Annotated in this window: 21 protein-coding genes; 7 read left to right on the top strand and 14 right to left on the bottom strand. The window is 50.0% G+C overall.

Annotated features, from left to right (window positions below; genetic code table 11):
- Positions 1-326 precede the first annotated feature (326 nt).
- The 5 genes from BM607_RS17915 to BM607_RS17935 all read right to left on the bottom strand — a co-directional run bounded on the left by BM607_RS17915 (position 327) and on the right by BM607_RS17935 (position 4,976).
- Positions 327-1,214, bottom strand: coding sequence for a radical SAM protein (locus BM607_RS17915; RefSeq protein WP_071940011.1), 888 nt, complete (start codon positions 1,212-1,214; stop codon positions 327-329).
- A 28-nt stretch (positions 1,215-1,242) separates the two neighbouring features.
- Positions 1,243-1,569, bottom strand: coding sequence for a putative quinol monooxygenase (locus tag BM607_RS17920; protein ID WP_006084260.1), 327 nt, complete (start codon positions 1,567-1,569; stop codon positions 1,243-1,245).
- A gap of 99 nt (positions 1,570-1,668) precedes the next feature.
- Entirely contained in the window at positions 1,669-2,124 is a 456-nt protein-coding gene (locus tag BM607_RS17925; protein WP_071940051.1) for a GNAT family N-acetyltransferase, read from the bottom strand.
- A 163-nt stretch (positions 2,125-2,287) separates the two neighbouring features.
- Positions 2,288-3,916 carry a DHA2 family efflux MFS transporter permease subunit gene (locus BM607_RS17930; RefSeq protein WP_071940012.1) on the bottom strand — a complete coding sequence of 543 codons (1,629 nt, stop codon included), beginning with the start codon at positions 3,914-3,916 and terminating at the stop codon, positions 2,288-2,290.
- A gap of 1 nt (position 3,917) precedes the next feature.
- Positions 3,918-4,976, bottom strand: a complete 1,059-nt coding sequence (locus BM607_RS17935; RefSeq protein ID WP_006079965.1) for an HlyD family secretion protein — start codon at positions 4,974-4,976, stop codon at positions 3,918-3,920.
- Between the two features lie 94 nt (positions 4,977-5,070).
- Between BM607_RS17935 and BM607_RS17940 the strand changes: the two genes are divergently transcribed.
- Entirely contained in the window at positions 5,071-6,015 is a 945-nt protein-coding gene (locus BM607_RS17940; RefSeq protein ID WP_006084264.1) for a LysR family transcriptional regulator, read from the top strand.
- Between the two features lie 217 nt (positions 6,016-6,232).
- A complete protein-coding gene (gene mscL, locus BM607_RS17945) occupies positions 6,233-6,643 on the top strand; it encodes a large-conductance mechanosensitive channel protein MscL (protein ID WP_006084265.1) in 411 nt (136 codons plus the stop codon).
- A gap of 92 nt (positions 6,644-6,735) precedes the next feature.
- Here mscL and BM607_RS17950 read toward each other — a convergent pair whose 3' ends face one another.
- From BM607_RS17950 to BM607_RS17980, 7 genes are all read right to left on the bottom strand, one after another.
- Positions 6,736-7,059: an antibiotic biosynthesis monooxygenase gene (locus tag BM607_RS17950; RefSeq protein WP_006079962.1), complete on the bottom strand. Its 324-nt coding sequence runs from the start codon at positions 7,057-7,059 to the stop codon at positions 6,736-6,738.
- Between the two features lie 171 nt (positions 7,060-7,230).
- Positions 7,231-10,437 carry a CusA/CzcA family heavy metal efflux RND transporter gene (locus tag BM607_RS17955; protein ID WP_071940013.1) on the bottom strand — a complete coding sequence of 1,069 codons (3,207 nt, stop codon included), beginning with the start codon at positions 10,435-10,437 and terminating at the stop codon, positions 7,231-7,233.
- 30 nt (positions 10,438-10,467) lie between these two features.
- A complete protein-coding gene (locus tag BM607_RS17960; protein ID WP_071940014.1) occupies positions 10,468-11,760 on the bottom strand; it encodes an efflux RND transporter periplasmic adaptor subunit in 1,293 nt (430 codons plus the stop codon).
- Positions 11,761-11,770: 10 nt separating this feature from the next.
- Positions 11,771-13,228 (bottom strand): TolC family protein, encoded by a 1,458-nt coding sequence (locus tag BM607_RS17965; protein WP_071940015.1) that lies wholly within the window; start codon positions 13,226-13,228, stop codon positions 11,771-11,773.
- A 371-nt stretch (positions 13,229-13,599) separates the two neighbouring features.
- A complete protein-coding gene (locus BM607_RS17970; RefSeq protein WP_071940016.1) occupies positions 13,600-14,052 on the bottom strand; it encodes a hypothetical protein in 453 nt (150 codons plus the stop codon).
- A 210-nt stretch (positions 14,053-14,262) separates the two neighbouring features.
- Positions 14,263-14,472 (bottom strand): DUF3012 domain-containing protein, encoded by a 210-nt coding sequence (locus tag BM607_RS17975; protein WP_071940017.1) that lies wholly within the window; start codon positions 14,470-14,472, stop codon positions 14,263-14,265.
- Between the two features lie 36 nt (positions 14,473-14,508).
- Complete coding sequence (locus BM607_RS17980; protein WP_006079956.1) at positions 14,509-14,874, bottom strand: STAS/SEC14 domain-containing protein; 366 nt, start codon at positions 14,872-14,874, stop codon at positions 14,509-14,511.
- A gap of 136 nt (positions 14,875-15,010) precedes the next feature.
- Here BM607_RS17980 and arfB point away from each other — a divergent pair, with 136 nt between their 5' ends.
- The 4 genes from arfB (at position 15,011) to BM607_RS18000 (ending at position 17,360) form a co-directional block, all read left to right on the top strand.
- Positions 15,011-15,442, top strand: a complete 432-nt coding sequence (arfB, locus tag BM607_RS17985) for an alternative ribosome rescue aminoacyl-tRNA hydrolase ArfB (RefSeq protein WP_006084272.1) — start codon at positions 15,011-15,013, stop codon at positions 15,440-15,442.
- A 233-nt stretch (positions 15,443-15,675) separates the two neighbouring features.
- Positions 15,676-16,116, top strand: a complete 441-nt coding sequence (gene aroQ, locus BM607_RS17990) for a type II 3-dehydroquinate dehydratase (RefSeq protein ID WP_006084274.1) — start codon at positions 15,676-15,678, stop codon at positions 16,114-16,116.
- 35 nt (positions 16,117-16,151) lie between these two features.
- The gene (accB, locus tag BM607_RS17995; RefSeq protein WP_071940018.1) at positions 16,152-16,601 is read left to right on the top strand and encodes an acetyl-CoA carboxylase biotin carboxyl carrier protein; all 450 of its coding nucleotides are present in this window, start codon (positions 16,152-16,154) and stop codon (positions 16,599-16,601) included.
- An 81-nt stretch (positions 16,602-16,682) separates the two neighbouring features.
- Positions 16,683-17,360 (top strand): SDR family NAD(P)-dependent oxidoreductase, encoded by a 678-nt coding sequence (locus BM607_RS18000; protein WP_071940052.1) that lies wholly within the window; start codon positions 16,683-16,685, stop codon positions 17,358-17,360.
- Between the two features lie 86 nt (positions 17,361-17,446).
- Here the strand turns inward: BM607_RS18000 and BM607_RS18005 are convergent, their stop codons facing one another.
- The gene (locus BM607_RS18005) at positions 17,447-18,670 is read right to left on the bottom strand and encodes an MFS transporter (protein ID WP_071940019.1); all 1,224 of its coding nucleotides are present in this window, start codon (positions 18,668-18,670) and stop codon (positions 17,447-17,449) included.
- 111 nt (positions 18,671-18,781) lie between these two features.
- Entirely contained in the window at positions 18,782-19,591 is an 810-nt protein-coding gene (locus BM607_RS18010; protein WP_071940020.1) for a hypothetical protein, read from the bottom strand.
- Positions 19,592-19,750: 159 nt separating this feature from the next.
- Between BM607_RS18010 and ubiD the strand changes: the two genes are divergently transcribed.
- Positions 19,751-21,232 carry a 4-hydroxy-3-polyprenylbenzoate decarboxylase gene (ubiD, locus tag BM607_RS18015; protein WP_006079949.1) on the top strand — a complete coding sequence of 494 codons (1,482 nt, stop codon included), beginning with the start codon at positions 19,751-19,753 and terminating at the stop codon, positions 21,230-21,232.
- Positions 21,233-21,289 lie beyond the last annotated feature (57 nt).

A 21,289-nucleotide genomic window follows, 5' to 3' on the forward strand; every position in this document is an offset into this window, starting at 1 on the left:
TTTTTCGCGGATTTAGATGCGCAGCACAGCGCTATAACTTAGAAAGGTAAGGAAAGAACAGTGCTATAGCATTCCACACCAACCTGAACGATGTGGCATAACAACCTATTTGCAATATCAGCTTGGTTCGCTTTGTGAGTGATTGACTATGTGGCAGCGATGTCGGCCCACAGATGTTGAAGCTTGATGTGACATCACGACATTGTATCGATGCGATGCATGCAAACGATACCCTGCGGCTCTGGGGCAGTTACAAGCAAGGGGGCGTTCACTCAGTTAACACCGCAGGGGCTACCAACTATGCTAACCCCTGCAAAATCATATGCTCACAGTCCGCGCTGCCATTCTTGTCTTAGGGGAATGCTGCGCGGTGCATTGATGGCGAGTGCAACCTGTGCCAGCAATTTCGCCTTGTCCTTTCCTAATACGCCCTTGAGCACTAAGTAATTAGAGGCATGGTCGGATCTAAATATCGTCTGTTCTAATTCCAAATGATCCAATAAGGTATGCATTTCTTGGAACAAACCCATTTGATCCGGCAACTGAAATTGACCGCCAAATACCGCGTCCATTCGCTCTGTGCCTAAGGGTAAAGTCACCACTAAAGTAGAGAGATAATCCGGCTGGGCGGCATTCATTAGCGTGGCCGAATTAACCGCATGTTGATGAGATAGCGCGACACCGCCTAAACCATTAAGGATCATCACAGATGACTTCATCCCCGCCGCACGGATTTTAAGCAGTGCCGCTAAAGATGATTCGAAGGTTTCGCCCTTTTGGATTTTGGCGAGCACTTCGTCATCGCCACTTTCGCAACCCACATAGAGTAAAGACAGCCCGAGTTCGCGCAGACGTGCGAGTTGCTCTGGGGTTTTATTATTCAGATTGCGCGGCAAACAATAACTGCTGATGCGCGTAACCTGCGGCAAGTGGCGGTTGATCAGCTCACAAATCGCTTCGAGGCGCGCAAAGGGCAAACTCATGGCATCGCCATCGGCCAAAAATACCCGAGAAACGGGGACGCCAGACTGCGCAACGGCCAAAATATCCTGCTCAACCTTGTCGAGCTTTTGTGCCCGAAAGGCTTTTTGCGGCTGGGTATACATGTCGCAAAAGCTGCACTGATTCCAACTGCAACCATTAGTCACTTGCAGTATCAATGACTTCCATTCGGATGGCGGTCTAAATACTGGCTCGATATAGTTAATCAACACTGCAAGCTCCTAATAATTGGTCTCACGGTTAAACAATGATTTGGTGATAGGTTTCCACATGAAACGACTCAACCAATTCGGGCATCACTTGGTGGAAATAATGTTGAATGGCGTCTTTAGCACAGTGCTCATCGAAGGCGGCAATATCGACAAACTTCTCTACAAACGTCACGCGGCGTGGTTCATCACGGCTCACATTGAGCTCGTAACGAATACAACCCGCTTCGCGGCGCGTGTCAGGAATAAGGCTCGCGAGCGCCGCGATCAACGCTTCAGTTTTGCCCTCTTTAGCCAGAAAACTCGCCACGCAGGCAATTTGTTGTTGATTGATTTTATAGTCCGTTGAAGTCGACATCTCGGTTCCTTATTGGCTTAATGTTAAATGCTTATGTGCCTAGCTTTTGTTGATCGCTTATGTTGATAATTGATGTAGATAACTCATATTGATAGCCGCTTATGCTGATTGATAGCGCATATCTAAATGGGGAATACCATCTTCTAAATACATCTCAGAGCAGGCGAAAAAGCCGAGCTTTTGATAGAAGGCTTTAAGGTAATCTTGGGCGCCAATTTGGATCCCCGCATCGGGCCAAGTCGTCAGTGCCGATTCGATGGCGTGCTGCATTAAAGGCATGGCTAGCCCTTTGCCCCGTCCCGCAGGCGATACCACCACGCGGCCGATACTCGCCTCAGGATAACTCAGCCCCGGCGGTAAAATACGCGCGTAGGCAAGCAGTTCCCCATCTGGCGATAAGCCAATTAAATGCTGGGTTTCTGGGTGCCTATCCTTATCGTCAAGCTCAGGATAAGCACAGGCCTGCTCGACCACAAACACATCGACTCTTAACTTCAATATGTCGTATAGGGTATTGGCATTCAATTGATTAAATGTAAGATTTTGCCACTGCAAACGATTATCCCTCTGCAAATCATCGAAAAAGAGCTTTGAGTCTACCACAGCATAAAGACCATAAAAAAGCGCCTTAATCCGCGAGGACTAAGGCGCAAAACTGTTGCGCAAACCAATAGATCTGGGGAAATCTATGGCAACAACAGGATAACGAAAAACGTTATTACTCAACCATGGCATCGTGGGCCACAGGCCCAGTTGGTTTACGGATCAGTAGCACGGCGAACACAGCGATAAGTAGCAGAGCGCCCATGATGTAAAACACATCGTTATAGGCCTGAATATAGGCTTGCTGACTCATGGTTTTACCCAGCAAGGCTTTCGCCTGCGCGGCGGCGGTATAGGGATCTGAACCACCCGCCTGCAACATGCTTGCGCTTTGTGCTAAATAGTCCTGCGCTTGCGTGCTCACTGCGGGTAAGGATTCCTTAATATGGGCCAAATGCCCGCGCGCCAGCGTGTCTGATAGGGTCGCGACCAGCGCAATACCAAAGGCGCCGCCTAAGTTACGCATCACGTTTAAAACCGTCGACGCCGAGGCATTTTCATGGGGTTTCAAATGCATGGTCGCAAGCATACCAATAGGCACCAGAATAAACGGCTGACCTAAGGCCCGCACCACTTGCGAGGCGATCATCTGCGGTCCGGCGTAATCTGCGGTCATCTGGCTATTCATGTAATAGCTAATGGCGAACATTAAAAAACCAAAGGCGGCGAGATATCGACTATCGAAGCGCTCCATCAATTTCGGCACTAAGGGCAAGACTAATAGCTGCGGAAATCCCATCCACATAATCACGCCACCAATCTCTAACGGTGTGTAATCATGGACTTGCGATAGATAAAGCGGGATCAAATAGATAGCGCCGAATAGTGCCATCCCCAGTAAAAAATACGCCACGGTGGAGAGCACAAAATCACGCTTACCGAGCAGGCGCAAATTCACTAACGGTTCTTTACGCCTTAACTGGATCCAAACAAACAACACCAGATTGACTACGGCAATAATGGCCAGATTACGAATGAGCTCCGAGCCAAACCAGTCCTTGCGGTTACCTTCTTCAAGCACCACTTCAAGGCAACCCATACCCAACGCCATAGTGACTATGCCCGCCAGATCGACATTCTTCAGCTTATCCCAAACGACCGACTGCTTTTCTAAACCGTAAGCCAACATCGCCATCACCAACAAGCCCGGTGGCACGTTGATATAAAACAGATAATGCCAGCTAAATTGCTCAGTCAACCAACCGCCTAAGGTCGGGCCAATTGAAGGCGCAAATGTGGCTGTCACGCCAAATAACGCCATGCCGACGGCACGTTTGTTATCGGGTAAAAACTCAAGAATAAGCCTAAAGGCCAGCGGAATTAGTGCACCACCAAAGAAACCCTGTAGTGCCCGAAAGGCGATCATGGCCTCTAAGTTCCACGCCATAGAACAAAGCACAGAAGCAAAGATAAAGGCAGCCGTGGTCCATAAAAGATAACGCCTGACCGACAATCCTGTACTGAGCCAGCCAGAGAGCGGGATCGCGATCATTTCAGCCACCAGATACGCGGTTGAAATCCAACTGCCTTCTTCGAGCGTTGCCCCAAGACTGCCTTGAATCTCCTTCATCGATGCATTGGTGATTTGGATATCGAGGATCGCCATAAAGGCGCCGATCAACCCACCAAATACGGCGATCCATGAGCGGCGACTGCCACGCTCATAATCGGTAGGCTTGTTAGGTGCACTGATGCCCTGCGCCTCCATACCAGCAGACGCAGTGATAGAGCCAGTTGCGCTCATACTAACGACCTGTATTTGCAGCGATTGCCGATGTAGCTGGACCCGACGCCGTATCCACTTTTACGACTGCACTTAAGCCCGGTAGCATGTGTGCTTCTTCCTCAGACAAATCTAAGCGAATACGCACGGGAATACGTTGCACGATTTTAGTGAAGTTACCTGTAGCATTTTCCGCCGGCAGTAAACTGAATTTGGCTCCGGACGCCGGTGACAGACTATCGATAACACCTATAAAGGTTTTGTCGGGAAACGCATCGAGACTGACCTGCACCGACTGTCCTGGTTGCATGTGTTGGATCTGGGTCTCTTTAAAGTTCGCCGTGATCCACACTGCCCCATCCGGAACCAAACTGTAGAGTGCTTGGCCGGGCTGCACGTACTGCCCCACCATAGCGCCACGTTTACCTATCACCCCAGAAAAAGGTGCGGTCACACGGGTATCATTTAATTGAATTTTCGCTAATTCTAAGGTCGCATCAGCCTGTTCTACCACAGAACCCGCCTGATCTAATTGGGCATTAAACACCGCTAACTCGCGTTGCTTTGCCACTAACACGGCTTTGGCTTCATCGAGACGGGCGGCGGCAGAATCGAATCCCGCTTGCAGTTGATCGACATCATCTTGGGAGCTGTAATTACTGACTTTAAGCTTTTTCGAGCGGCTCAATTGTTGCTGTGCACGTATTTTATCGGACTCAGCCGCCACGACACCGGCACTGGCTTGGGTGATTAACGCCCGTTGTAACTCAACCTTAGCGGCTAAGGTTTGCAAGTCCGCCTTCGAACTTGCCAGTGAGGCTTCGGCTTGACTCACTTTGGCGCTAAATTGGTTATCTTCGAGCTGAGCTAATAACTCACCCTTTTGCACATGCTGGTTATCGGTCACATCGCTTAACACGACGTAGCCGGGCACTTTAACGCTGATATGGGAAATATCGGCCTCAACATAAGCGTTATCAGTGGTTTCGATAAAACGTACCTGTGTCCACCAGTAATAACCGCCTCCCGCAACCGCAGCGAGTAACAGTGGAACGGCGATAATGAGTTTACTTTTGGACATGAATGACTCCTTGATTAGTGATATCTAGTGTACTACTGTCTCACTAAGTTTATTAGCCAGTAAAAAATCAACCCACTGTTTCACAGGTGTAACAATGATGGATCTCAATCGCGTGCAAATTTTCGCTCAAGTCGTCGAGCAAGGCAGCTTTACGGGCGCCGCCAAAGCCCTTGGGATCACTAAGGCAACCGTCAGTCGTAAGATAGCCGAACTCGAAGCCGATACTGGCACACAACTGTTATTTCGCACCACCAGAGCCCTAAAACTCACCGAGGCAGGATCGAGTTATTACAATAGGATCAATAAGATCCTCACCGATCTGCAGAGCGCCGAAAATCAGCTCAGCGCCCAGCAACAATTGATCAAAGGTAATCTAAAAATTGTCTGCCCGATTGAATTAGGTCAATTGTTTTTAGGGCCAATTTTTGCTCAGTTTTTAACGCTTTACCCCGATATCACCATAGAGGCCGAACTCACAAACCGTAAGGTCGATGTCATAGAAGAAGGTATCGATCTGTTATTTCAAATTGCCGATTCGGGTGACACTCGCCTGCAAAGCTATGCCTTAGTCAACGCCCATAAATCGTTAATGGCAAGCCCTGCTTATTTGGCCGAGCACGGCACACCCAAAGTGCCACAGGATTTAGCCAAACATAAAGCGATCCGCTTACAGTCGGCGCATATTGAAGGAGCATGGAAGTTATTCGATGGCAAAACTTGGATTGTCGCCGAGCCAATGACTCAATTGACGGTAAACAATGTCACTTTAGCCCGCGAGGCCGCCATTGCAGGGCTTGGGATCACAGCGGTGCCCTCCATCATTGCCCAAGTGGCATTAGAAAAAGGCTACTTAATCCCGCTGCTTGATGACTATCCTATGGTCCAAACTAAGGTCGTGCTCAGTTATCCCCAACGGGCCTACTTACCCCGAAAATACCGCGTCTTTATCGAGTTCATCTATTCCGCATTATTTAAACGTTGGGGATCGCAAGTATTAGAAGTGCCCGATTTTATCGGCCAAGCCGATCAGGGCGAATAAACAAAATCGAACAAATAAAGCGATCAAAACAGTAACAACTATAACTTTGTAAAGCTTAAATCGCTGCCATAGAGATAAATCCGCTATGTCATAATTGCCTTAATCCTTAAGCCTCTATAAGCTTGGCAAGGTAACAGGCAGCAAAAGACCTTAGGTTTTCCTGATACAGTTTGCATAATAAAATTTAACATTTAATCTCAATTTTGGAGGAAACCTAATGAGCTTAATTAAAGAGTTCAAGGCTTTTGCGTCCCGTGGCAATGTGATCGACATGGCCGTTGGTATCATCATAGGTGCCGCATTCGGCAAGATAGTCTCGTCCTTTGTGGCCGATATCATAATGCCACCGATTGGTATCATTTTAGGCGGAGTGAATTTTAGTGATTTGAGCATAGTGCTGCAGGCTGCTCAAGGCGATGCGCCTTCTGTGGTGATTGCTTATGGTAAATTCATTCAAACCATTATCGACTTTACGATTATCGCCTTCGCTATTTTTATGGGCGTCAAAGCAATCAATCGCTTAAAGCGCAAAGAAGAAGTCGCGCCTAAAGCACCCGCTGCACCGACTAAAGATCAAGAACTGCTGTCTGAGATCCGCGATCTACTGAAAGCTCAGCAAGAAAAATAAGCCTAATCTAAAGCGCAGATCATAAAAAACCCATCGAACTCGATGGGTTTTATTTTTATATCGGCGATGTTTCACATCAACCAGATAAGCGATTACTCAGCTTCAATGTGCACAGTTTCACTGTAATCTTGCACCACTTCAGCCACTCGAATGCGGTAAGAGTTAAACAAACACGGCACTATGCCCGTTTGCTCAGCAATGCTGTGGGCCATCTGATTGCGCCATTGGGTGATAGAAGCTTGGTCTTCCCAAAACGACAGGCTCAGCACTTTGCCATCGTCGGTTAAACTCTGAAAACGTTCGATCGAAATTAATCCCTTACGGCCTTCTAAATATTGGCGCATTTCAGCCGCCACGTGCAGATACTCTTCCTTCCCTTCTTGTGTCGGGATGACTTCAAAAATTACAGCGATCATAACGCTCTCCAGAAATTAACGTCCTTAAATGTCGACTTTAAGATTAGCCCAACCACGGCGCGATAGCTCGCTGATTTTTAGACTTTTAGTCAATCTGATAACTCTGTCTACAATTTGGGCAATAACCCGAAATATAACAAGTTATTGCCCACGTTGTCGGCTTACTTGAGGTTAATCAAGCTCATCGATGCGCTTGTCGCCACGATATAACCAGCGATATAAGGTCGGCAACACTAGCAAGGTCAGCGCCGTCGAGCTGAACAAGCCACCAATTATCACCACTGCCAGCGGCTTTTGGATTTCACTGCCAACCCCCGATGACAATAGAATCGGGATCAAGCCTAAGGCCGAGGTCAATGCCGTCATCAACACGGGGCGCAAACGCCCAACCGTGCCCTCATAAACACAATCATAGAGTGCTTCGCCGCTTTGCCTGCGCTGATTAATCGAATCCACTAACACCACACCGTTAAGCACGGCCACCCCAAATAAGGTGATAAAACCGATGGAGCTAGGCACTGACAAATAAGTGCCGCTGACATACAGGGCCACTATGCCGCCAATCAAGGCTAAGGGCACGTTCGCCATGATGAGTAACACTTGCTTGAATGACCCAAAGGAGAAGTACAACAGCAAGGCAATCAAGGCGATAGAAATCGGCACCACTAGCATCAGCTTTTGCTGCGCTCGCTGCTGATTCTCATACTGGCCGCCAATGATCACTGTATATTCCGCGGGTAAATCCGCCTGTGGCACTAAAGCATAAATGTCTTTCACCACAGAGCCCATATCACGCCCCGCCACGTTGGCCTGCACCACCACTCGGCGCTGCACATCGTCACGGCGAATATTTGGCGGCGCCATTTCCACTTCGACGCTGGCGACTTCGCCTAAGCGCACAGTGGCGCCATTCGTGCCGCTGAGTAACAAGTCCTTAATCGCATCAGGACTAGTGCGAAACTCGGCCGCGAGGCGCACATTGATGTCGTATCTTGCGTTGCCGTCGATCACTTGACCTGCACTCCCGCCGCCAATGCCTTGGCTGACAAGGCTCATCACTTGATCGACACTAATGCCGTAACGTGCCAATAACTCGCGTTTGGGCCGCACAACCAATTGCACCTCGCCGCTCACTTGCTCTAATGACACATCGACGGCACCGGGAATTTTCGCGACAAGATCGGTGAGCGCTTGGCCTCTCTCCGATAACACGGCTAAATCTGGGCCGAAAATTTTGATCGCTAACTGGGCTTTTACCCCCGAGAGCAATTCATCTACCCGAGTCGCAATCGGCTGCGAGAAAGTCAGTAAGAGTCCGGGGAACACACTGAGTTTTTCCTCCATCAGGCGTTGCAACTCTAAGCGCGAACTTGCCGATTGCCATTCAGATATTGGCTTAAGTCCAATATAAACCTCGATATTACTCACAGGCTCAGGATCGCCGCCAAGCTCAGGCGCACCAATGCGGCTCAGGGCATATTCCACCTCGGGAAACTCCAGCAAGATAGATTCAAGCTTGGGCGCGACCGCCAAAGACGTGCCCAAACTCGCGGTTGGTGCCAGCGTGACCCTGAGGTTAATCGTGCCTTCCTCCAGCTCAGGCACAAATTCGGTACCCAGCCTTGGTAGCAATAAGAGGCTCAAAGCAAACATCAATAAGGCACTGAGCATCACTACCTTTGGCCTAGCAAGCGTTGCTGTCAGTAGCTTGCGATAAGCCGCATCCAGCGGCGCTAAGACCACACTTTGTTTGAGTACCACACCCCGCTTGAACAGATACACAGCAAGGGCTGGCACGGCAATCAAGGCCACCAGCAGCGCTGATATCATAGCCAGAATGATACTAACTGCCATCGGCTGGAACAGCTTGCCTTCAACACCTTCGAGGGCAAACAGCGGCGCAAATACCACTATGATAATCGCCGTCGCGAAGAAGATTGGACTACACACCTCTTTGGCCGCGAGCATGATGCGCACAGCCATATTGGCCTGCTGACCACCGTCCTCATCGCTATGATATGGGTCTGCCTCACCATCGGCGCGCGTTCTCGCCTCCAGCAAATGTCGACGATCCGGCTGAGTTAAGTGTTTGAAAATGTTCTCTACCATCACCACGGAACCATCGACTAACATACCAATCGCCACGGCTAAACCGCCCAGCGACATCAGGTTTGCCGACAATCCATAGTAGGACATCACCATGAGCGCGAGCCCGATAGACACAGGAATAGACAAGAGCACCAGCAAGGTTGCGCGGATATTGACGAGGAACAGCGCCAAGATCACCACGATAAACACAAAGGCCATTAACAACGCATCGCGCACTGTGGTCACGGCCTTATCGACCAGTTCGGCTTGATCGTAAAACACTTCAAAAGACACGCCATCGGGCAAGGCCTGCTCGATAAGACTCACCCGCGCGCCGATATCATCAATAGTCGCTTTGGTGTTGGCGCCCATGCGTTTAAGCACGACCCCCGCCACCACTTCGCCGAGGTTTTGTACGTTGCCAGCCTCATCGCGGCGAGTCATAGTCACAGCGCCGACACGAATTTCACTGCCAAAATCCACCTGAGCGATATCGCCCACCCGCACGGGCGTGCCTTTATCCTCCGTAAGCGGGATCTGTGCGATCGCCGCTAAGCCTTCTGCTCCTGCAGGCAACATGCCGTAGCCGCGCACCACAAGTTGCTCTTGGCCTTGGTCCATAAACCAACCGCCAGCGTTGCGGTTATTGCTCTCTAATGCCTCGGTGACTTGCGCCATCGACAAGCCATAGGCGCGCAATTTATTCGGGTCGACCTGTACCTGGTATTGGCGCACATCGCCACCAAAAGACAAGACTTCAGTCACGCCGCCAACGGGCATCATGATGAGTTTCACAAGGTAATCGTTCAAACTGCGCAGCTCGGCAGCATCGATACCTGAGCTAGGTTCAGCGCGCAGAATGTACTGATAAATCTGTCCTAATCCCGAAGTATTCGGGCCGATCTCGGGCACACCGACGCCGCTTGGGATCATCTCCCGCGCCGCTTGCAACTGTTCAAACACTTGCTGACGGGCGAAGTAAATATCCGTCCCTTCGGCAAATACCACAGTCACAATCGACAAGCCGGTACGCGACAAGGAACGTACCTCTGTCACCGCCGGCAAGGCGTACATGGCCGATTCCACCGGATAACTAATGAGCTTTTCCACCTCTTCTGCGGCTAACCCTTCGGCCGCAGTATTGATGGTCACTTGCACGTTAGTCACATCGGGAAAGGCATCGAGATTCAATTTAGGCAGCATCACCACGCTTGCCATTATCATGGCGAGCAAGGCCAACACCACTAACAGCCGATTTTTAATCGCGGCTTCGATTAATTTTTGCAACATAGAAAATTCCTCAAGCGTTCAGTGGCGACATTAATGGTTATGGATATCAAAGCCTGCTTTCGCCTGCTCGGACGCCAAGAAAAATGCGCCAGCCACCACGACCTTGAGTTGTGCCTGCTGGGCTTTTTCAAGCTCAGCGCCGCGCACTAAACTCAAGCCGCGCTGACGCTGCACCACTTCTACCTCAATCGACTCGAAGCCATCTTCATCTTGAATAAAAATCTGCCAGTCGCCATCGCCACTGCGGGTGAGCGCCGCATCGGGCAGCACGATTCCACCAGCCTTATCAGCAGAGCTGGCGACAGTATTGGCAAAGTAGAGTTCGGCAAATTGCCCCGCATGCAGCACATGATCAGGATTAGGCATACTCACCAGCACTTGCTCGGTGCGCGTCACGCTATCGAGTTCATGGGAACGGCCTATGATCTTGCCCGCCAGCGTTTTATCCCCCACTTGCACTAAGGCCGCACTGCCGACAGTGATATGCGCAGTTTGGGTAGGCGTTAGCTGCGCCTCGACCCATAAATAAGACTCGTCGGTCAGCTGCATTAACGGCGTGCCCGCACTAAATACTTGGCCTAACATGGCGATATCTTGCTGCACTCGTCCGTCAATCGGCGCTAAAAGTTGATAACTGCCGATGGCTTCGGGCGTCAATTCCAGTGCGCGAATTTGTGCTTGCGTCATCTTAATCGCCTCTAAAATCGCGCGTTTAAGTTCGGCATCCACCTGCGCCTGCATACGGCGGCTGACACTCACGGCGCCTTCGCTCATGCGTTTGACTCGGCTCCATTCTGCGGCGGCATTGATGTAATCCGCCTGTGCCTGCGCAACGGCTGAGCCACCCAAGGTCAGTAAAGGCTCACCTTTTTTGACTTCTTGTCCCGGCACCACGTGGCGCGCCAACACGCGCACATCGAGCTGTGGTGCAAGGGTGGCAGTTCTATCGCGATCCACCACTAAGGTCGCCGTCGCCCTGATATCCAGATTCAAATTGGCGATATTCAAGCTATCGCTCGACAGGGGTAACAAGCTAATGTCCGCCAAAGCTTGCTGCACTTGGGTCAACTTAAGCGCCTGTGCACCGTGTTCATCCGCTTGCTCAGTTTGAGTAGCTGAACCGTGATCGTCCCCTGCCCATGAAGGTTGGGCGGTGAAAAGCGCAGCAGAGCCGAGCACACATAATGCGAGGGCGAGTGTCGACAGCATGAACTGCCGCTTTGCAGGTACTGTGATTTGAGGCGCAATGATGTCAGGCGCTGCAGTTTCTGACATTACAACTGGATAAGACTTAGTAGCGTTAAAGTGATTATGTGAATTCATTTGGGTTACCTCATTGGTTTACTGTGCGCGCGGCGGCATTTGGCATGTGTGAAGGTGCTTGGCCGATCTGTTCAGCCGTACCATTCAAAAAGGGCATAAGCTGACCGCTTTCGCCCATCCACGTTAACCAGCTCTGATAAATGGCCGTTTCTAGGTTCAACCCCACCAAATAACTGGCGGCCAACTGACGGCGACTCTGCAAGTACTCGCTGGTACTCACATCGCCCGCCTGCCATTGTTGGCTTAAGGATTTAGCAGCTTTGGCACCGGACACTTGTACTAACTCGCGCCAGTCTTGGTAACGCTCAAGTAAACGCGGTAACGCGTAGAGGACGTGTTTCTGCTTGGCGGTAAGTACTCGCTCACGGGCAAGATAGCCTTGCTCGGCGATCGCGATACCCTTATCGGCCACTGCTTGTAACTCACTGTAGTTATTGCGAACTTGCAGAGGAATCGATACACCGACCCCGAGCTTATTGTCCGTGCCCTCCTTTTCTGCGCCTAGGCTAATGGTCGGGTCCGCTGACGTATCAGCCTTGACTTGCATGGCATTGACTCGCGCCAACAGCACTTGTTGGTAAGCGCTCGCCAGTGCTGGCAAAGTTGATTTGTAGGTGCTCAACTCGGGCGCTGGCGCTTGCTTAGCCTGAGCCACGAAGACATGGATCTCCTTGATGAACTCACTAAAGGCGAGATTATTATCCCCAAGCAACTCAATCACTTTGCCGTCAGCCACTAAAGCTACCTGCTCGGCTAAGGCATAATCGGCGGTATTGGTTGCTAATTCGAGTTGCATCAATTGCAACTCAACGTTAGACAAATCCCCCGCCGCCAACCGCTGCTTGGCAATGCCGAGCTGCGCCTTAGTAAACCTGAGTTGCTGCTCGGCAAAGGTCAGCGCTTTACGACTTTGCGCCTGTTCTGCCAACGCCAGTAAGCGTTCGGCCAACATTTGGTTACGCTCTAAACCTATATCAGCGAACAGGATTTGGGCTTCAAGCTCGGCACGTTTTGTCGCCACGCCGCGCTTATCACCCCAATCAAGGGTTTGACTCAGGCCTAAACTGTAGGAATCTGTGTCGGCATTTTGATAGTTAAGCCCAAGCTCAGGGTTATACACGGCGCGATCCGCCGCCTGAATGGCAAGCTCTGCTTGTTGCTGCCGTGTAAGCTGCGCCTGCACTTCAGGTAACTGATTGAACTGTGTGAGTAACGCGGGCAACCATTGGCCAAAAGCGACATATGGCGTGTCGGTTTCTTTGGCGGGTAAGCCCAGTGATTGAGCTTTAAACACCTCGGCTTCAGGGGCTTTGGTTTCAAGCGCATTGGTTTCAAGGAAGACTTCAAGAGTGTCATTTTCTGCCGCGAGGGCAAAGGCTAACAATCCGGCAGCCAATACTAATCCGCAGCTCAGCAAGCCCGATCGAAACAGGCAAGCCAAGGTACGGGCGAGAGTCGTTTTGTTCATCGCAAATCCTAACAATATCGAATGTGGATCGGCTGACTTTTGCGCCCAATGTGAGACAGCTAGATTTGAGCTTCATTTGAAATAGCTCAATGTAAAGCAATCCTATCGTTCTGAGCATGGCAAATAAGCGCCGATCGAATCATCCCGCCAAGCAATACATAGCTAACACTATGCGTAACTTAAGCTATGCATAACCAACACATCGCATGGCTAAAAGGCCGATGGCCGGCACGACAACTCACGCTGCTGAGCATCAGTTAAATCGCATTTGGGGGATGAATATAAAAGGCTTATCGCGCGGCGAAATAGATTGAGATCCAAGAAGATGAATCAAGATCTTTAGACCGAGGAATAAGCTGGATATTGGGGGATTAAGCTATTGGAGGACGGTACTTAGGTAAATTATCGGGCTGGAAATAGGATACATTAGCAGCGAGAAAGACGCTTTCTAACGCTTGCACAGGCTGGCTTAGCCCAGGAGATAACAGCGCCACATGGCCGCCATGGCATTGGCAATCGAGGCACAGGTCAAAATCTTGTAATTCAGTGGTTTTCACTAAGTGGGAATGCAATTCACTGGCATGATTTTCACCCGCGTTATTGCCTAGCACATCAATACTTGCACCAATATCGGCAAAGCCAAGGGCTTGCTCGCTTGGGCAAACGCAATCGACACATTGGGCCAAAGTGGTCACTTGGGCGCTAAATTGCAGATGGGGATGATTATCGGCTTCTTCCGCGCCATTGCCCGCATGTAACTGATGCGCACCCAGATTCGCGCCAGCAAATTGCAGCACGATAATGGCTATCAGTAAGGTCACCATTCGAGTAAAAAATGGCTTAGCGGTAGAATTCAAATATCACCTTATTAGCATTAACAATGGTTGAGTCACTTATTTAAGGGTCAAGGACTACGGGTTACCCAGCATCTGACCCAAAGCTGAAGCAGAAGTTCACAGCTTGCAAACATTAGTATGCTAATATTTGCATGCTCGGCTGTGATGCTTAAACCTGCGTTTTATTCAAAAGCCAGCTTATTTAAACACGCAATGTTTAGCGTAATCGGCGGCTTCATTGGCAGTCCAATCGCCAGACGGCTTATCTTTCATCTGCTTACACCAAGCATCGCTACCAACTTCTGGCGCGCAGGCACTCAGCCCAGCGGTAAACGCCAGCACCAACGTAATAGCACTGATTTTAGAAACATTTTGCTTAGAAAAAGCGCGCGATTTAAATAAAGACATACTTCATTCCTTGTAAATACGGTCTACATAAGACCATTAGATATTCGAACGCTTAGTGATCCAAGCAATCGCTTTGGTTTTCTGTTCTAGGGGAAACCATGCCACTTCGCCCTGCATAAAAGGCCCAAGTAAGCGCACCGAATTTCCCACCCAATCAGGACCGCCCACAAATACTAAGGCTTCAAAATTAGGTAATTGGACTTCACCACTGCCGGTGAGTGACTCAAATTCCCAGCCCTCGAGTAACACGTCCGCCTCAATATACAGGCAAACTTGGCCCCAATCCTTACGATAACTCTTAATCGCTGGCTGTAAACGGGTCCGATAATCGGTGGAGGATAGTCGGCCACTGGCAAAAAGACTGATAACACCCTTAGCAATATCGGGGATTTGGCATAACATAGAGGCACTCCGAATCGAGAACACTTTTGCAAGCAATGGCCTTGGCCAATGCAGTGGCAAAGAATGCGCCCGATGATAACAAATCTATTGAAAAGCCATAAGTGATTATTGATAGCTTCTCAATCCATGCTGAAAAATGCCTAAGTTTGCCATGATAAAAATCTCAAACCGTGTGGAACTTCAGGAAAATGAAATCGAGTGGCAATTTATCCGTTCGAGTGGCGCTGGCGGCCAGCACTTAAATAAAGTGTCCACAGCTGCGCAGCTGATCTTCGATATTAGAAGCTCATCATTACCCGAGTTTTACCAAGAACGTTTGCTCAACAAGGCCGATCACCGCATCACTAAAAGCGGCAAAATCATCATCAAATGCCAAGCGAGTCGCAGCCAAGATGCCAACCGCCAAACGGCGTTGGAGCAATTTATCGCCTTAATCGCCAGTGTCGGTGAAGTGCAGAAAAAACGCATTCCTACCCGCGCAACTAAAGGCAGCCAAACGCGGCGATTAGAGTCCAAGAAACAAAAAGGCGCCACTAAAGCCATGCGTCAGCAAAAGACTGACTATTAGCTTTAATAATTAGTCGCTCTACTAGCTTAGATAGAAGTTAGGCCGCAGTTGAAATCGGCCGACAATGGCGTTGGATTTCAATGGCATAGTCGGCTCGTACATGATCAGCTCGCACACAATCGACTAACGGATAATGCAAAATCGATTTGAACAGGTTAAGTTAGTGACCTATCAACAAAACTAAAAAATGCCTCCCAGCTTTAATCCCAAGGCATGTCGTAAAGGAAAGCGCAATGAGTCACAAAATTTTGCTCGTCAATGGCCCCAATCTCAACCTCTTAGGTCGCCGCGAGCCCAGCGTTTATGGTCATCAAACCTTGGCCGACATAGTGGCGGAGTTAAATCAGCAGGCAAAGTTAGCGGAAGTTGAGCTTGAGCATATTCAGTCAAACGCCGAGTTTGAGTTGATCAACGCGATTCATGCGACCGATGCGCAGATGATCATTATCAATCCCGCCGCCTTTACCCATACTAGCGTCGCCCTGCGTGATGCCTTGCTTGGCGTCGCGATTCCGTTCTTTGAAGTGCATTTATCCAATGTGCACGCCCGTGAAGCCTTCCGTCACCATTCCTATTTTTCCGATAAGGCGATAGGCGTGATTTGCGGTTTCGGTTCTCAGGGGTATGAGTTTGCACTGGCAGCGGCCATTAAGCGGCTCAACCAGCCACAGTAATCCCATTCAATAGCGTGTTTTGCAAGGGCAGATAAATGGCAATGGATCTTCGTAAAATTAAAAAACTCATTGAGTTAGTGCAAGAATCTGACATAGCAGAACTGGCGATCACCGAAGGTGAAGAGTCGATTCGCATCACTCGCTACAGCCCTATGCCAGCCAATGTGCAGTCATCGCAAACGCCAGCCACAGCACGCGTGGCACCTTTAAATACACAGGCAAAACAAACCACCGTTTCGCCAAGTGCTGAAGGTTTTGTGCAAGTCTCACCTATGGTCGGCACTTTTTATGCGGCGGCAGAACTCGATGATGTGCCGCTGGTTAAAGTCGGCCAAAAGGTGAGCCAAGGTGAAGTTGTCTGCATTATCGAAGCGATGAGAATGATGAATCCCATCCAAGCCGAACGCGATGGCGTGGTCAGCACTATTTGGGCCAAAGACGGCGATGAAGTGGCATTCGATCAACCACTATTTACCTTAATCTAACCGCTCGCCTTATCATGAATTGAAGCGCACTTGAGTTTAAGCTGCGGTTTTCAAGCAAAGGCAGCATTAACCGAGGTCACTATGATATTAATTACCGGCGCCAGCAGTGGTTTAGGCGCGGCGCTAGCATCACTCTACGCCAAAGAAAATGAACCGCTTACACTCACAGGCCGCAATGCCGAGCGTCTACAAACCGTCGCCAATGCATTAACGCCCTTCTCCAACAAGCCTATCGCCGCGATCACCGCCGATCTCGCCAGTGAATCGAGTCTCGAAGCCCTGTTCGATGGCCTAACGCAAGCCCCTAAAACCGTGATCCACTGTGCGGGCAGCGGCTACTTTGGTGCGATTGAAACCCAAACTGCCAGCGATATCCACAGCCTGCTCAATAACAATGTCACCTCGACGATTCTGTTGGTGCGCGAGCTAGTCAAACGCTATAAAGATCAAGCGGTCACTGTGGTTGTGGTTATGTCCACCGCAGCGCTTGCCGCCAAAGCGGGAGAGTCCACTTACTGCGCGGCAAAATGGGCGGTACGAGGATTTATCGAGTCGGTGCGATTAGAGCTTAAACAAAGCCCAATGAAGTTGATTGCCGTGTATCCCGGCGGCATGGATACAGGCTTTTGGCCAAGTAGCGGTAAAGCATTAGATACCTCAAGTTTTATGTCCGCCGATGAAGCAGCAGGTATGCTCAAGCAAGCCTTAGTTGCCACAGAGCATGGTTATATCGCCGATATCACCATACAAAGAGCCTAGCCCTCGCGGAAACTGAGGTTGGCGGATTGAGCAAAACAGCTTCGAGATGCAGGATAGCAGCACCTCGAACCTGAGTGATCCGCTTGCTAGTCAGCGCAATTGGCTGTGTTTAAGCTCACCGCGCGGCGACTCTCCCTGTGGGTCAGCCACCACATCACAAGTCCTCCTAATGACAACAAAGACGCCGCATAACCTGTCGCGGCAATCCCTTTTCCAGACAGGATCACTAAACTGCCCACCCAAGGGCCAATTGCATTGGCGAGATTAAAGGCACATTGCACTAACGCACCTGTCATGGCCTGCCCATCGGGCGCCACATCCATCAATCTGGCTTGCACAATAGTGGCAAGTCCCAAGCCACAACCGACAAAGAATACTACGGGCATCAGCGCCCAATAATATCCGGTCAAACTCGGGTAAATCGCTAATACCACAGTGCTTAACACTAACGACCAAAACGCAGCCGCTAAGGCCGACTTATCCGCCGCCCAGCCACACACTAGCGTCCCCAATGTTGCGCCAATACCAAATACCGCCATCATAATCGGGATCTTAAACGGCTCGACTTGTGTCACTTGGATTAAGGTTTCAGCCAGATAGGTATACACGCAGAAGATACCGCCAAAGCCAATGGCCGCGATACCGAGCGTCAGCCAGACTTCACGATTTTTCAGGGTTTGTAGCTCTTTTCTGGGACTCGCATCAGCGGCCACGGCTTGATTAGGCGCTAAAAAATACACCATCACAGCAGTAATGGTCGCCAAAATTGCCACTATGCCAATGCCTGAGCGCCAGCCCACGGTTTGCCCCATCCAAGTGGCAAACGGCACACCGATAATCGTCGCCAGTGTAAGGCCAATAATCACCCGCGATACGGCGCGAGCCTTCATTTCTGGCGGCACTAAAGAGGCCGCGAGCAACATAGCCACACCAAAATAGGCACCGTGGGGCAAGCCGCTGAGAAAACGGAAAAAGATTAGCCAATTCAATGATGGCGCTAACGCACTTAAGCCATTGGCAATCGCCATTAACGCAGCTAAAGCAATCAGCAGCGTTCGTCGCCTAACCCGAACAGCCAACACCATAATTATCGGCGAACCGACCACAACCCCCAGCGCATAGGCACTAATGGCATAGCTCACGTGGGCGACATCTACGTCTAAATCGCTGGCGATATAGGGCACTAAAGTCATGGAAGCAAATTCTGTGGTACCTAAGGCAAATGTGCCAAGCGCTAAGGCGAGCAACACCCACAGAGTACTGGCTCCCTTAGCCTTATTTTGAGCTGCCTGATTTTGAGCAATATCCAAACGTCTTCTCCGCTATTCTATAAAATGATATTAATTAAAAAGTTAAGTGCTAAAAATAAATTGGAGCCCACTAAGGGGCTCCAATTTCTCAGTCATTTACCTAATGTAAATCTATCTGACTAACTGTTCTTGATAAGTTTGACTGTTCCAGTCGAAGGCATAAAGCGTGCCTTGCCACTCGTAAAGTGTACGGCCATCCTGCTGCACAATTCTGGCATTACTCGGCAAGCTAGACACGCTGTGCGCTGCCCGTGGACGCGGAGTCGCAACTGTTTTGCCAGTGGCGTTACTCGTTTGCGACACCAGTTGCCCGTTCGTTTGTCCGGCCATATTTGCAGGCATGCTCGACACCATACGGCCTTCACTCGCAGAATATTGCATACTGGTTGTCACCCTTACAGGCGCAGAAATCGCCACAGGTTCATCGTCGTAGCGCATAGGAATCGACAATCCTATGCCCGAATAGGGCGAGTTCCAGTAATTTCGAGCGTAAGCGTCACGCGAAGTATTCCAGCCCCAATCATTATTCCATTGGCTGTTCACACCATAACCGACATTCCAGCCAGAACCCCAACCTGTTGCAAGCCCTAAACCCAGTCCTAAACCCCAAGGGTAATAAGGTCGGTAATAGGGACGATAATGGCGATTATCGTTGCGTACATGGCGGTTGTCGTAATGGTTGTCATGACGATTGTTGTAATGACTTTCTCCACGACTGTGGCTATCACGATGACCTTGGCGCTCGCCTTGCTCCGAATGGTCCCGATTTCCGGCAACCGCCGCAGTCGACACACTGAGCGCGCCCAAGAGCGATATCCCCACAGCCAGCGACAAAACCAAGCACTTTAGCGGCCGCTTATGCACGCCATGTGATTGACTTTGAACACACTTTCCTTGAGTAAACGTTACTGGGATATTCATATAAACCTCGAAATAAAGGGCGTAAGCGAGATCAATCGTGACTTACTGGCGTCCATTTTACGCTTCCTAAGCTTGAAGATCACTGAATTGGTTAACCCTAAAACAGAAAAATGCTATAGTGCGCGCCACACGGATTTTCATTGCAGAGGCTATTTCCACATGAGTTTTAAGGATTTACGCAGCTTTATTGATCATCTGGAAGCCAATGGCGAACTCAAACGCATTAGCTACCCAGTTGATCCTCATTTAGAAATGACAGAGATCGCCGATCGCGTATTACGCGCTAAGGGCCCTGCGCTATTATTTGAAAATCCCAAAGATCATCACATGCCCGTGTTGGTAAACCTGTTCGGTACGCCAAAACGTGTGGCCATGGCGCTCGGTAAAGACGATCCCTTAGCGTTGCGAGAAGTGGGCGAACTGTTAGCCTTTTTAAAAGAACCCGAACCACCACGGGGCTTTAAAGACGCGATCGCTAAGATCCCTATGTTCAAGCAAGCCTTGAATATGCCGCCAAAGACAGTGCGCAATCCCCCTTGTCAACAAGTGATCAAAACCGGCGATGAAGTCGATTTGACCCAATTACCTATTCAGCATTGCTGGCCGGGCGATGTCGCACCACTGGTGACATGGGGCTTAACCATCACCAAAGGCCCGCGCAAGAGTCGTCAGAATTTAGGCATTTATCGCCAACAATTACTGGGTAAAAACAAGCTGATCATGCGCTGGTTATCCCACCGTGGCGGCGCGTTAGACTTTGCTGATTTTAAACAACAATTCCCCGGTGAGCGTTATCCGGTTGTGGTCGCGCTTGGTGCCGATCCTGTGACCATTTTAGGTGCCGTCACCCCAGTCCCAGATTCCATGAGCGAATACGCTTTTGCCGGTTTACTGCGCGGTGAACGTACCGAAGTCTGCAAGGCATTAAGCTGCGACTTAGAAGTGCCCGCCACCAGTGAAATCATCCTCGAAGGTTATATCGATCCTGAAGAACTGGCGGAAGAAGGCCCCTACGGCGATCACACGGGTTACTACAACGAAACCGATAAGTTTCCAGTATTTACCGTTACCCACATCACTCACCGTAAAGATGCCATCTACCACAGCACTTACACAGGCCGTCCACCGGATGAGCCCGCCATGCTGGGAGTTGCATTAAACGAAGTGTTTGTGCCGATTTTGCGTAAGCAATATCCTGAGATCGTTGATTTTTATCTACCGCCTGAGGGGTGTTCGTACCGCATGGCAGTGATCTCTATTCGTAAACAATATCCGGGACACGCCAAACGGGTGATGATGGGCGCGTGGTCTTTCCTACGCCAATTTATGTACACTAAGTTTATTGTCATCGTCGATGAAGATGTGAACTGCCGTGACTGGCAGGATGTGATCTGGGCGATCACCACCCGCATGGACCCTAAACGCGATACTGTGATGATCGAAAACACCCCGATCGACTACCTCGATTTTGCCTCACCCGTCGCGGGCTTAGGCTCAAAAATGGGACTCGACGCCACTAACAAGTGGGAAGGCGAAACCAACCGCGAATGGGGCACGCCAATCGTGATGGATCCAAAAGTAAAACAAAAGATCGACTCAATCTGGGATGAGTTAGGCATAGACGACAGCCCAACCCTATAATTCAGCTTAAGCCGTTACTCAAATATCGGCTTAAGCCAAGAGAATAGGCCAATAACA

It is taken from the genome of Shewanella sp. SACH (assembly GCF_001887095.2).
Classification (GTDB): Bacteria; Pseudomonadota; Gammaproteobacteria; order Enterobacterales; family Shewanellaceae; genus Shewanella; species Shewanella baltica.